The sequence below is a fragment of the Halobacillus aidingensis genome (assembly GCF_900104185.1).
GTDB classification, from domain to species: domain Bacteria; phylum Bacillota; class Bacilli; order Bacillales; family Halobacillaceae; genus Halobacillus; species Halobacillus aidingensis.
In genome coordinates, this window is record NZ_FNIZ01000012.1 from 19,881 (window position 1) to 33,251 (window position 13,371).

The window sequence follows — 13,371 nt, forward strand, 5'->3', positions numbered from 1 at the left end:
AAATACACATGTATAGTTATGGAGAGTGAATTCATGATACGCACCGCAGATATCATCATCATCGGTAGTGGTGTAGCGGCCTTACAACTCGCCCGACAACTTGCTTCGGGCAAAAATGTGATTCTTATCACAAAGTCCTCGCTTGGTCACGGGAATTCTCGTTTAGCTCAAGGTGGAATTGCTGCAGCCATCGGTGACAGCGATCATCCCTTTTATCACTTTGTCGATTCAGTCATCGCTGGGCGTTCGATGAATAATCATCAAGCCACGCTCATGATGACTAAGGAAGCCCCTCAAATTATCAGGGAACTGGAAACGGATGGTTGCGCCTTTGATTATGATGAAAAAGGAAAACTTGCTCTTGGAAAAGAAGGCGCCCATACACAGAACCGCATCATCCACGGGGGTGGAGATCAAACAGGAAAAGTTCTTATGGATTACTTGACGCAATCCCTCCCCCCGCATGTTGAAATTTTTGAGAACCATTATGTATTTGAATTGATGACAAATGAGGAAGGTCGCTGTTTTGGAGCAAAAAGCAAGGATGCCTCGGGTATTCATGAATTCCATGCTCCCCATACCGTCCTTGCGACAGGAGGATGTGGACAATTGTTTGCATCCACATCCAACGATTCTTCTGTAACCGGCGATGGAATGGCACTCGCCTATCAGGCAGGCGCGGAACTTACAGACATGGAATTCATCCAGTTCCATCCCACCCTATTGTACATACAAGAAAGACCGGTCGGGTTGATCTCTGAAGCGGTGCGCGGTGAAGGTGCGGTTCTTGTTGATAAAAACGGAACGCCAATCATGGAAAACGTCCATCCTCTGAGAGACCTCGCCCCGAGGCATGTGGTTTCTCAAACGATTTATCAAAAAAGGAAAAACGGTGAAAACGTCTATTTGGATATAAGAGGCGTAGACGGATTTCAAAATAGATTCCCTCATATCACAAATCTATGCCTGGAGTACGGTGTGGATATGAATAAAGGACGGATTCCAGTAGCGCCTGGCTGCCATTTTTCTATGGGTGGAGTGAAGACGGATATGGTCGGAAGGTCAACGGTTGAAGGTTTGTATGCGATCGGAGAAGTCGCTTGTACGGGTGTGCACGGAGCCAACCGGCTGGCAAGCAACTCACTCCTTGAAGGACTCGTGTATGGAAAAAGGCTGGCCAAACATTTACAAAATGGTTCGGCCCTTTCCTTTCAATCAAAGGAAACGAGCGAGAAAAGGAATTCCCTCCCTTTCCACCTCCCCGCTAAAACCGACATCCAGGAGCGAATGATGGAAAACGTCGGTATTGTGAGGGATGAACAAAATTTGGTTAACCATCTGCAGTGGTTGGAATCGTTCGTGCAACCTTCTGAATGGAGAGAGTATGACTTAAGTATGCTCACATTCGAGCAAATGGAGAAAATGTTCATGCTGCAAACGTGCTGGTTGATCACCCGATCCGCCCTGGAGCGCGAAGAAAGCCGCGGCGGTCATTACCGCAGCGATTTTCCTGAAGAACAGTTAGACTGGCAAAACAAACAAATCATCAGACAAAGAATATTAGAAATGAGGGAACCCCATGAATCAGTGGAGACGTAAACAACAGTTAGAGGCCTTTTTCACGGAGGATATTGGTGAGCATGATTACAGTACCGACTTTTTATTCCCGAAAGATCACCATGGCAGACTGACCTTCACATCTAAAGCAGAGGGTGTTTTTTGCGGAGAAGACGTCATCACTGATGGCTACCAGCTGCTGGACTCTACCATTAAGGTTGAACTCTATATTCATGACGGTGATTGGATGAGTGAAGGAGAAATGATCGCCACCATCGATGGCCCTGTAGGTGAGCTATTAAAAGGAGAACGCGTCATCCTCAACCTTATTCAACGCATGAGCGGAATTGCAACGCTGACGAAAAAAGCCGTTGAAGCCTTAAATGATAAAAACATTAGAATTTGTGACACACGTAAAACCACCCCTGGATTACGCTCTTTTGAAAAGTATGCTGTTCGGACTGGAGGCGGCTACAACCATCGTTACGGACTTTACGATGCCGTCATGCTGAAGGATAACCATATCGCTTTCTTTGGTTCAGTCTATGAAGCAATCGCCCGAGCGAAAGCAGCGATTGGTCATACCGTCAAAATTGAAGTGGAAACAGAAACGGAAAGCCAGGTCGTGGAGGCTGTAGAAGCGGGTGCCGATATCATTATGTTCGATAACCGGACCCCCGCAGAAATCAAACACCTCGCCACATTGGTTCCTTCTTCGATCACAACAGAGGCATCCGGAGGAATCACGCTCGAAACCTTACCTGATTACCGCGGTCTTGAAATTGACTATATTTCCCTCGGATTTTTGACCCATTCCGCCAGAGCCCTTGATATAAGCGCCCGTGTAGCCACAACAAAGGAGGAAGTACGATGAACCTTTTTGAAACAATTGAAAAGAATACGCTGCCTGATCAGTATAAGACGATGGAAACGACAGAACTTGAGCAGAAAGTACTTCAGGTAAAGAGGGAAATGGGAGAGAAACTCTTCTTACCTGGTCACCATTACCAAAAAGATGAAGTCATCCAATTTGCCGATGCACGTGGAGATTCTTTGAAACTCGCTCAGCTGTCCGCGTCCCAGCATGAAGCGGAAGCCATCGTTTTTTGCGGCGTCCATTTCATGGCAGAGACAGCAGACATACTGACGCGCGAGGACCAGCATGTCTACCTTCCTGACATGCGTGCAGGATGTTCGATGGCAGATATGGCGAATATCCAACAGACGGAGAAATCATGGGATCGCCTCATGGAGCTTTTCGATGATACCATCCTGCCTCTCACCTATGTGAATTCCACAGCGGCAATCAAAGCTTTCGTAGGAAAGAATGGCGGAGCAACCGTCACTTCTTCGAATGCCGCAGATATGCTGAAGTGGGCGTTTTCCCAAAAAGAACGGATTCTTTTCCTTCCCGATCAGCATTTAGGACGGAATACCGCGTACGACCTCGGCATCCCGCTCAATCAAATGGCGGTCTGGGACCCGATTGTAGAAGAACTCCTATATGACGGTCCTCTGGAAGCTGTCAAAGTGATTCTATGGAAAGGACACTGCTCCGTTCATGAAAACTTCAGGGTCGCCAATGTTGAACAAGTTCGTACGGACCACCCGAACATGAAAATCATTGTCCACCCGGAATGCAGCCGTGAAGTCGTGGAGCTTTCCGATCTCTCAGGATCAACGAATGCCATCATCCAGGCGATCGAAAACGCTCCGCCTGGAAGTGAATGGGCCATTGGAACCGAAATGAACCTCGTGAACCGAATCATCCAGGAACATCCAGAGCAGCACATCATTTCGTTGAACCCAAGGATGTGTCCGTGTCTGACGATGAACCGGATCGACCTTCCACACTTAGCCTGGTCGCTTGAATCATTAGCAGAAGGTCGGCCACAGAACGTGATACGAGTGGAATCTTCCGTTGCTTCTGATGCGCGAAAAGCATTGGACCGGATGTTGGTGCGGGCGTAATAAGGGATGAAAGTGCCCTAAGGGACTGGAAAAGTGACTTAACGGTGAGGGAAAGTACCCTATCTTTCTCAAAAGTGACTTAACGCGCAGGTATAGTGCCCTGACTCCTGGTGAAAGTGACTTAACGTTTTTTACGGAGAATACTGCACCCCTTTCTTGAGAATATTACGTTTAAAAGGAGGGGTTGCTGAGATGAACAAAGAACGCGCAAAAGAAATATTCAAATCTGAAGACATGATCCCGGTTATGCACGAAGATCGTGAAATTTACATCGAAGAGGTTATTGAACGTAACGAAATGGCGCGTATTCACCCGACGGATCAGCCGAATATCGTGCAAAAAGTTCCGTTATACGAATTGAAAGAGCACGAATAAGTTAGAAGCCGCACTCAAAACTGAGGCGGCTTTTCTTTTTAAGGTATGTACATCCTTCTTCACTTGCACGATAATGGAAATATAAGGGAGTGAAATCACATAATAGGCAGGAGGATTATATGAAGAAATTATTGTGGTTGTTGTGCTTACTAATTGTAGCCGCTTGTTCTGAAGGGGAAACAGAAGAACCTTACACGGTTGAAGATGCAAGAGAAGATGGACATGTTATTGTTGAACATCAATCGGAGCAATTTGATCAAATAAAAAATGGGGCACTGGGGGTCGAAAATATTAAAGAGATGACCGCTTTCATTAAAAATGTAGAACAAGGAGCGGAGGACGATCTTGACGTCTCCATCTTCAATCCTGACGGTTCCCATTATCAAAACTCCTTTTCCTACGATGGAGAGGCCATCCGGTTCGTCAATAATTATGGTGCCTATCCGTCCTCCCCTGCTGGCACATTCAGTTGTGAATACATGACTCGACGCGGGCCTATGGTGTATGTGAGCAACTGCCAATCAGAGCAAGGGAAAGATTTTTCCACTTTGCTGAGCTTTGTCGCTACCGAAAAAGCGTTCCGAGAAACTGGGAATTAAAGAAAACCCGGATCATCTCATTAGCATGATCCGGGTTTTCTTTAATTCTGGATATACTTCTCAAACACATCATCAAAGTCTTTGCGGGTATTCTCTTTGTATTTTTGTGTAAACCAATCATAAGCAAAAGCAGCCGCTTCACTGAACTCTTTCGAAATATCATTCTCATGAAACCTGTTGTCATGTATGAGATCCTGGGCCATTCCAATGCTGTCTTTCGCAAAAGCCGCCTGCCGCTGATTTTCCTCCTGAATTTGAGAGATGGATACTAGGGATTTATACAAGTCCGCAATCGCTTCCCCTTCATCCTTGGCGATGTCGATGCTCAAATACTGATCGCCGATGTAGAACTTGATTTCTAAGTCCAAATCAATCGTCCCCGCCGTTTCCACCGAGACCTTTCGGATGGGATGCTGATAATAGTCATAGCGGTGGATGTTGCGTTTACTGCTTGTCGCTTTTTCACCATCCAGGTGGATGAGCGCACGGTTCGTAAAGCAGTATTCATCACTTTTTGATTTAATTAGAAAATGAATTTTCTCCCCGTCTTCCGTCAATACAAAATCATCGGACTGGGCTTTATCAAAGTCTTCTTTTCTGATGATCTTTCCAATGTCACTTAATCCTAATGCATCACTTGCCATTTTCTTGAACATGGTTATACCTCCTGTATGATTCTATTCGTTGTTAATTTCTATACAACAACTACAAATCCTTCTTCTTTATGAAGTCTCAATAAACTAAGAAAAGCCTGAGCACAAGATGCTCAGGCTTTTCTTCTTTATTTTTGAAGCGCTAGTTTCAGCTGGTGGTCACCGACTGTGTACTCTTTCATCGCTTCTTTTTCACCGACCGTCAAATCATTCACAAGAACATTCTCACGGATCAGCTGTTCATTTTGCTGGATTGCTTCTTTTACGTCTGCGTCTCCATCAAGAGCAATGTCGACACGAAGATCGATTGGAAGATCCTGCTGTTTACGTTCATCCTGGATGACACGGATCACTTCACGCGCGAGGCCTTCAAGACGAAGCTCTTCAGTAATGTTCGTATCAAGCACAACGTGGAAGTCCTGGTTGGATCCCATAGAAAGTCCAGCATCCGCGACGCGTTCTACGTTCAACAGATCCATCGTCACTTCGACTTCTCCGTCTCCTGTCGGTACAACGACTTTTTCGTCCTGGACGATTTTCGCTGCTTCTTCGTCTGAAAGCTTCTCGAGGTACCCTTTCACGACGCCGACGTTTTTCCCTAGGACAGGTCCTGCCGCACGGAAGTTCAGCTTCACTTCATAGCGGACAAGATCATCAGAAGATTGCTTCACGACAACTTCTTTAACATTGATCTCATCACGGATGATGCTGCTGTACTCTTCGAGTGCTTTCCCTTGATCAGGGTTGACTGGGATGACGACAAGCTCTGATAGTGGCTGTTTCGTCTTGATGGTTTCCGTATTACGGACACCACGAGCAAGCTCAACGACTTGCAGTACGGCATCCATATCTTTTTCAAGCTGTGTATTTACAACCGTATCGTCCACTTTCGGGAAGTACGCCAAGTGCACACTTTCACCCGTCAAGTTTTGATAGATGTCATCAGCTAGGAACGGTGTGTAAGGAGCCATCAGCTGACTGAGCTGTGCCAACACTTCATGAAGCGTGTGGTAAGCCGCTTTCTTGGACTCTGTCATGCCTTCTTCCCAGAAACGGTCACGGGAACGACGGATGTACCAGTTACTCACTTCATCGACATACTTCTCAAGAGCTTTCGCAGCTTTCGTGAAGTCATAATCGTTCAACGCTTCTTCTACGACCCCGGTCACACTGTTCAGGCGGGAAAGAACCCAGCGGTCAAGCAGTGTCTTTTCGCCTTCTTCATTCTTATCGAATGTGTAGCCATCGATATTGGCATACAACGTATAGAAACCGTGGGTGTTCACAAGGGTGTCGATCACTTTTGATTTCGCTTCGATAACGACACGTTCGGAGAAACGCTTGTTGTTCCATGGTGCACTGTCAGCAAGCAGCGCCCAACGGAAGGCGTCGGCACCGAATTTCGTTACAAGGTCTGTCGGGTTCAAGGCGTTCCCTTTACTCTTGGACATTTTGCGTCCTTCTTCATCAAGGATGTGACCTGTGGAAAGGACACGCTTGTATGGCGCTTTACCCGTGAACAATGTAGAAACAGCCAGCAAGCTGTAGAACCAGCCACGCGTCTGGTCAATTCCTTCACAGATAACGTCCGCAGGGAACTGCTTCTCGAACTGATCTTTGTTTTCAAACGGATAGTGCTGCTGGGCAAACGGCATGGAACCAGAGTCGAACCATACGTCGATGACTTCTGGTACACGGTTCATCGTGCCATTACACTTCTCACACGTCACCTGGACACGGTCGACATAAGGCTTGTGAAGCTCGACATCACCAATATCGCCGATCGCTTTTTCTTGAAGATCCGCTTTGCTGTGAGGTGCGTACTGATGGTCACAAGAATCACACATCCAGATTGGGAGCGGTGTTCCCCAGAAACGGTTACGACCGATGTTCCAGTCAACCATGTTCTCAAGGAAATTACCGAAACGGCCATCTTTGATGTGGTTCGGGTGCCATGTGACTTCCTGGTTATTCTTGATGAACTGATCTTTCAGTTCTGTTGTCTTGATGAACCAGCTCTCGATCGCGTAGTAAAGCAACGGAGAATCACAACGCCAGCAATGCGGGTAGCTGTGCTCGTATTTTTCTTTATGGAAAAGCAATCCTTCGTTCGCAAGATATTTCACGATGTCGACGTCACAATCTTTGACAAAACGACCTTCAAATGGAGGGATATCCTCTGTATAACGGCCTTGACCATCTACGACGTTGAAGAAGGACAAGTTGTTTTCCTTCACCAGGTTGTAGTCATCTTCACCATAAGCCGGTGCGATGTGAACGACACCTGTACCGCTCTCTGCATTGACGAAGTCTGCTTCGACAACAAAGTGACCACGCTCAGGCTTCACGAACGGGAACGGTGGTTGATATTCGACATCTTTGAATTCGCTCCCTTTATGCTTGGAAACGACTTCGTACTCTTCTCCAAGGTTCTTCTCAGCAAGAGCTTCCGCAACGATATATACTTCGCCATCTTTCTTCGCCTTGATGTAGTCAAGGTCCGGATGAACGGCTAGTGTTACGTTGGCAGGCAATGTCCAAGGCGTCGTCGTCCAGCCTAGGAAAAATTCATTTTCAGAACCCTTCACTTTGAACTTCGCTGTTGCAGAAAGATCTTTGACGTCTTCATATCCCTGCGCCACTTCGTGTGAGCTTAGTGTCGTCTGACAACTCGGGCAGTATGGCGTAACACGGTGACCTTTGGAAAGCAGGTTACGCTTATGAAGGTCACTCAAGATATACCAGACACTTTCGATATAACGGTCCTGAAGCGTCACATACGGATCATCCATATCCAGCCAGTAACCGATCGATTCCGTAAATTCGCGCCATTCTTTTTCATAGTTGAAGACACTTTCTTTACATTTCTCGATGAACTTCTCTACTCCGTACTCTTCAATCTGCTGTTTTCCGGAGATGCCAAGCTGCTTCTCGACTTCAAGCTCTACCGGCAAACCGTGTGTATCCCAGCCGCCCTTACGGAGAACTTGGTAGCCCTGCATCGTTTTGTAACGTCCGACAAAGTCCTTGATGACACGGCCAAGCACGTGACCAGCGTGAGGAAGGCCATTGGCTGTCGGCGGTCCTTCATAAAAAACAAATGTTTCTGCACCTTCGCGCTCGTTCATAGAGCGACGGAAGACATTCTCTTTATTCCAGTAATCTTTGACACGATTTTCGCGGTCTAAAGCCGCTTCTTTCGTATTGACACTGCGCATTTCTTCCACCTCTTACCCTCTGATTTTTTGTATAGAAAAATGATTACGAACTTCCAATGACGGCAGGAACAAAATAAAAATCCGCCCCTGCTGTAAAAACAGGGACGGATTTGATTCCGCGGTACCACCCATATTCCGCACACGATGTGCACGGCTCTCGGTTCACATAACGGATAACGGCCGTCCACCGGTTCCACTTACTCTGTATCATTTCAGCAGAACTTCTCAGAGATGATCTTCAGCTATCACCCGTCATCGCTTCACACCTGCCAGCGACTCTCTTGAGATCGGAATAAAAGCCTACTCTTCTCGTCAACGAAACTATACGTATCTTCTCCATATCCTACAATGTAATCTTTTGTATGTCAAAGCTTTCTTACCCTCATCCTCGCCCATTTTTCAAAAGCTTATACGTATTCACTTTATCTTATCGCTTTCTATAAAAATCTCATATTATCACAAATCACCCCTTTTGCTTAAAATAAACATAAGCCCTGTTAAATATCGAAGATAAGCTCCCGATTGTGGAAGACTCAGTTTCGAGACTTTTGTTGAGTGGATCGGGGCTGCGGGGAATGGCTCGCTTTCCGCGGGAGCGCGGTGAGCCTCCTCGGACTGCGTCCTGTGGGGTCTCACCAAGCACTTTTTTCCCGCAGGAGTCTCCCCATTCCCCTCCGCCCTTTTGCCATAAAAGTATCACGAAACCACTTTAACCACTTCCGGAATAAGCTGCTTTTATACCCATGGTAATCGGAGGGGAATAAACTCCTAAACACGCTATTCTGCATACGAAAAGCTTGTTATAGAGTGCTTTATGCTTATAACACCAGGATAGTGGAAGGCACCCTCCCACAGGAAAGGGGTTCGTTTCTCACCTTCATGGAATGGGGTGGTTGGAAAGCTGCGAGACTCCCGTGGGAGAAAGGAGATAGGCGAGATCCCACAGGACGAAGTCCGAGGAAGCTTGCCACTCCCCCACAGGAAAGCGAGTAGCTTCCCAGCCACCCCTAACGCTCAACACGGTAAACGAACCCCGAAAAGTCTCGAAGTCGAGTCTTCAAGAATCCTGCCATATTCTTAAATAACTGCAAAACACAAACAACATTTAACAGAAGCGGAATATTAGGAAAGAAGGGGTTATGGATGTCAGATGAAGCGAAGCGTCACGTACAGGAAGTTTTTTCGAAGAACAAACAGGCTTATGTCGATAGCTCGACACATAAGAAACAATCCGACCTTGATGCAATTATCGAGTGGTTGAAACCTTCCCCATCCGATAAAGCACTGGATATCGCTACGGGAGGTGGTCATGTTGCGAAAGCCTTAAGTCTTCATTGCGGTACTATTTTTGCCACAGACCTTACAAAAGACATGCTGCAAAACACCGCCCGTCACTTGAATTCTCAACAAAATATTGAATACGTGGTCGCTGATGCCGAGCAACTCCCTTTTCTTGACGACAGTTTCGATCTCGTCACTTGCCGTATCGCTCCCCACCACTTCCCTTCCCCGCACCATTTCATAGAGGAAGTGGGACGTGTATTAAAAGAACGGGGCAAATTTCTAATGATTGATAACGTGGCACCTGAAGAGGACGAACTGGATAAATTTTATAATCGCTTCGAAAAAATGAGAGATTACAGTCACGTCCGCGCTCTGAAAATCAGTGAGTGGGAGAAGCTTTTCCGCAACAATCGTTTGACCATCAAGAAACAAATGATCCGGAAAAAGGCCATGCCTTTTCCAGACTGGGTACGACGTACATTAGACCATGAAGCAGACCAAAAAGCTGTAGAAGAATTTTTCAAACAAGCTCCCGCTGAAGCTAAACACCACTTTTCCATCACAGAAGAAAACGGGCGCGTGCAATCTTTCGCGATTGATGAGTATATGGTAGTCGTAGAAAAACATTCCTCCTGACGAATAATCCACCATGGCATTGGAAAAATAAGCGAGGTATTGAATTTGCATGTGAGGTGGAGATCAATGGATATCGTCGTAATGGCCCGGGCTTTGTTCGGAACATCGCTTGGGTTTCATATTATTTATGCAACGATCGGTGTAGGACTTCCTGTCATGATCATCATCGCGGAAGTCCTGCACTTTATAAAAAAAGACCCGGATTATGCATTGATGGCGAAACGATGGACGAAAGGTTTCGCTATTTTATTGGCCGTTTCGATTGCCTCGGGAACAATTGTCGGCGTCATGATCTCACTCTTATTCCCTGACTTCATGGAAATCGTCGGACAAGTCATCGCGCTCCCATTCCAAATGGAGATCTTCGCTTTTCTTATCGAAGCGGTGTTCATGTCGATTTATTTGTATGCGGCCGACCGTCTGCCGCCGACATTGAGACTTGTCAGCATCATTTCCGTCGCGCTTGGAGCGACAGCCTCGGCAATCTTAATTACTGATGTTCACGCATGGATGAACACGCCGGCAGGTTTCAACATCACACCAGATGGTGAGGTCACAGATGTAAATACGTGGGCCGCCTTTTTCAATCCAAGTTTCGGAGTCACCGCCATTCACGTGACTTTGTCTGCTTACATGACGGTTGCCTTTCTTGTCGCATCGATTGCCGCTCTCAGGCTCATGAGAAGGAAAATTACGAAAGCTGAACGTGCTTACCATAAAAAGGCTCTAACAATTGCCCTTTACTTTGGTGCTCTCATGTCTCTTGCCACAGCGATCAACGGGCATGAAACAGCTCAGATGCTTCATGAATACAACCCGCGTAAATTGGCAGCTGCGGAAGGGTTGTTTGAAACTCAGCGCTACGCTCCATTATCCGTCGGCGGTTATACTTCTCTTGAAGATCAACGGGTGAAATATGCGGTAGAAATCCCCTACGGACTCAGCTTTCTTGCTGGTGATCGATTGGATACAGAAGTGATGGGACTCAATGAATGGCCCGAAGAATTATGGCCGCCGCTCTATGTCCACATCCTCTTCAATGTCATGGTCGGAATCGGCACGGTTCTCATTCTGATTGCGTTCATCGCTTTGTTCTGGAAACACGTCCTGAAAAAAGAATTTCCAAGCTGGCTCCTCGCTACGCTTGTTGTCAGTGGACCACTCGCGATGCTTGCCATTGAAGCAGGCTGGTGTTTCAGCTGTATCGGACGCCAGCCATGGACGATCAATGAAGTACTGCGTACAGATGAGGCGGCAACCAAATCCAACAGTGTCGGTTTTCTTTTCTACTTGTTCATGACTCTTTACATCACGTTGCTCTTTGTAACCGGTTTTGTCATGCGATACTACTTCAAGCGGAACCCGGTCCGTAAAGATTTGGATGCACGGGAAGCATAAGAAAACATCATCCCAGAAAGGACGTACAACCTATGGAAGCATCAACATTAGCGATAACGATTTTGTGGAGCTTGCTTTTCGTCTATTCCATCCTCGGGTCTCTCGACTTCGGCGCCGGCTTCTGGGGCATGATTTACGGAAAGAATGAAGAGAAAAGCGCCTCCCAAATCGCCAACCGTTTTCTTTCTCCCACATGGGAAGTGACCAACGTCTTTCTCGTCATTTTCGTCGTATCTGTCGTCACCTTTTTTCCGTTCGCTACGACCCTGCTAAGTAATGTACTGCTCGTCCCTGTCGGACTCGGGGTTCTCCTTTTGACGATTCGGACAACGTTCATGGTTTTCCAGCATCACGCCGATCGATACAAAGACTTGCTCCGGTTGACTTCCGGTTTTACAGGATTGATCATTCCGGCACTTCTCGTCAGTATTCTACCGATTACTTTAGGCGGTTTCGTCAGTTTTGAAAATGACTATCCGCGCCTGCAGTACGGAGAATTGCTCACCCACCCGACCTTGTACATGCACATCTTATTCGGTTTATCGACCGAACTTTTCATCTCCGCCATTTTCCTGATGGACTATGCTAAGGAAGCGGAAGACTGGAACGCCTATGACACATTCCGCAAACATTCCCTGTGGCTTGGACCTGTAAGTATCGCTATTGCAATGCTGACAATCGGCACATTCCCTGGAGAGGCTTCGTGGATCGTCGATAACATCCAGGAACACTGGGTAGCATTCGGTTTGTCCCTTCTGTTCTTTATCATCGGTTATGCATTTCTCTTCATCAGAAAAAAAGACGGCCGACGCGGACTGGCACGTCCTGCTGTTATCATGGTTGGCTTACAATATGCTGTCGCGATTTATGCCTACGGAGCCGCGCACTTACCTTACTTGATTTATCCGGATATCACCATTGCAGAAGGGTTTACAAATCCTGATACGTTCTATCAGATGCTGATCGTCTACGCTGTCGGATTCGGTATTCTTATCCCAGCCTTCTTCCTTTTCTGGCGCCTCTTCCTCAAAGACCGCCGCTACTTGAAACAGGAATAACACATAACGGCACCCTCTCATGGGTGCCGTTTTTTATGCTTTTAATTCGAGCACACCTATTGTTTATCCTGTTTTAAAAAAAGGTACATATTACAAGGCTCTCTATATACAACAATATGTCAGGATTGTGGAAGAATCAGTTTCGAGATGTTTCGGGATTCGTTTGCCATGTTGAGCGTCAGGGGTGGTTGGGAAGCCACTCGCTTTCCTGCGGGGATGACGGCAAGCCTCCTCGAGCTAAAGCTCTGCGGGGTCTCGCCAGTCAATCCATTCCCGCGGGAGTCTCGCAGCTTCCCAACCACCCCATTCGATGTATGTGAGAAACGACCCCCTTTACCAAGTTGGATTGACTTCCACTATCCCACCGTTAGAGGTATAAAGCGCTCTGTATCAAGCTTTCAGGATTCAAACACCTGGGCGGAAGTTTTATTCTTATGCTCCCATCAAGCTGAATTGCTACTTATTCAAGAAGTGGTTTCGAGACACTAATTAGGGAAAAGGGCGGAGGGAAACGGTGAGACTCCTATTTTTAAGTGTGGAGGCGCCTTGGTCAGCGGCGTATGGACTGGACTGAGCTGGCGGAGATAAAGGAAACACGAAGAGCGTAGCGATTCGATGTTGA

Annotated in this window: 10 protein-coding genes and 1 other annotated feature; of the genes, 8 read left to right on the plus strand and 2 right to left on the minus strand. The window is 46.8% G+C overall.

Annotated features, from left to right (window positions below; genetic code table 11):
• The first annotated feature begins 33 nt into the window (after positions 1-33).
• The 5 genes from nadB to BLS23_RS12345 all read left to right on the plus strand — a co-directional run bounded on the left by nadB (position 34) and on the right by BLS23_RS12345 (position 4,502).
• Positions 34-1,599 (plus strand): L-aspartate oxidase, encoded by a 1,566-nt coding sequence (nadB, locus tag BLS23_RS12325; protein WP_167356083.1) that lies wholly within the window; start codon positions 34-36, stop codon positions 1,597-1,599.
• Positions 1,580-2,431, plus strand: coding sequence for a carboxylating nicotinate-nucleotide diphosphorylase (nadC, locus tag BLS23_RS12330; RefSeq protein WP_089652855.1), 852 nt, complete (start codon positions 1,580-1,582; stop codon positions 2,429-2,431). The genes nadB and nadC overlap by 20 nt, the downstream gene beginning before the upstream one ends.
• On the plus strand, positions 2,428-3,528 hold the full coding sequence (nadA, locus tag BLS23_RS12335) for a quinolinate synthase NadA (RefSeq protein WP_089652856.1): 1,101 nt from the start codon (positions 2,428-2,430) through the stop codon (positions 3,526-3,528). Before nadC ends, nadA begins: the two co-directional genes overlap by 4 nt.
• Before the next feature lie 192 nt (positions 3,529-3,720).
• Positions 3,721-3,903, plus strand: a complete 183-nt coding sequence (locus BLS23_RS12340) for an H-type small acid-soluble spore protein (protein WP_089652857.1) — start codon at positions 3,721-3,723, stop codon at positions 3,901-3,903.
• Positions 3,904-4,022: 119 nt separating this feature from the next.
• Positions 4,023-4,502 (plus strand): hypothetical protein, encoded by a 480-nt coding sequence (locus tag BLS23_RS12345; RefSeq protein WP_089652858.1) that lies wholly within the window; start codon positions 4,023-4,025, stop codon positions 4,500-4,502.
• Positions 4,503-4,543: 41 nt separating this feature from the next.
• Here BLS23_RS12345 and BLS23_RS12350 read toward each other — a convergent pair whose 3' ends face one another.
• Both BLS23_RS12350 and ileS read right to left on the minus strand, forming a co-directional pair.
• Positions 4,544-5,158 carry a PH domain-containing protein gene (locus tag BLS23_RS12350; RefSeq protein ID WP_089652859.1) on the minus strand — a complete coding sequence of 205 codons (615 nt, stop codon included), beginning with the start codon at positions 5,156-5,158 and terminating at the stop codon, positions 4,544-4,546.
• A 125-nt stretch (positions 5,159-5,283) separates the two neighbouring features.
• Positions 5,284-8,373 (minus strand): isoleucine--tRNA ligase, encoded by a 3,090-nt coding sequence (gene ileS / locus BLS23_RS12355; RefSeq protein WP_089652860.1) that lies wholly within the window; start codon positions 8,371-8,373, stop codon positions 5,284-5,286.
• A 97-nt stretch (positions 8,374-8,470) separates the two neighbouring features.
• Positions 8,471-8,698: a binding site (T-box leader), on the minus strand.
• A gap of 818 nt (positions 8,699-9,516) precedes the next feature.
• Between ileS and BLS23_RS12360 the strand changes: the two genes are divergently transcribed.
• The 3 genes from BLS23_RS12360 (at position 9,517) to BLS23_RS12370 (ending at position 12,749) form a co-directional block, all read left to right on the plus strand.
• The gene (locus BLS23_RS12360) at positions 9,517-10,293 is read left to right on the plus strand and encodes a class I SAM-dependent methyltransferase (RefSeq protein ID WP_089652861.1); all 777 of its coding nucleotides are present in this window, start codon (positions 9,517-9,519) and stop codon (positions 10,291-10,293) included.
• A 66-nt stretch (positions 10,294-10,359) separates the two neighbouring features.
• Complete coding sequence (locus BLS23_RS12365; protein WP_089652862.1) at positions 10,360-11,691, plus strand: cytochrome ubiquinol oxidase subunit I; 1,332 nt, start codon at positions 10,360-10,362, stop codon at positions 11,689-11,691.
• Positions 11,692-11,723: 32 nt separating this feature from the next.
• Entirely contained in the window at positions 11,724-12,749 is a 1,026-nt protein-coding gene (locus BLS23_RS12370) for a cytochrome d ubiquinol oxidase subunit II (protein WP_089652863.1), read from the plus strand.
• Positions 12,750-13,371: the final 622 nt, after the last annotated feature.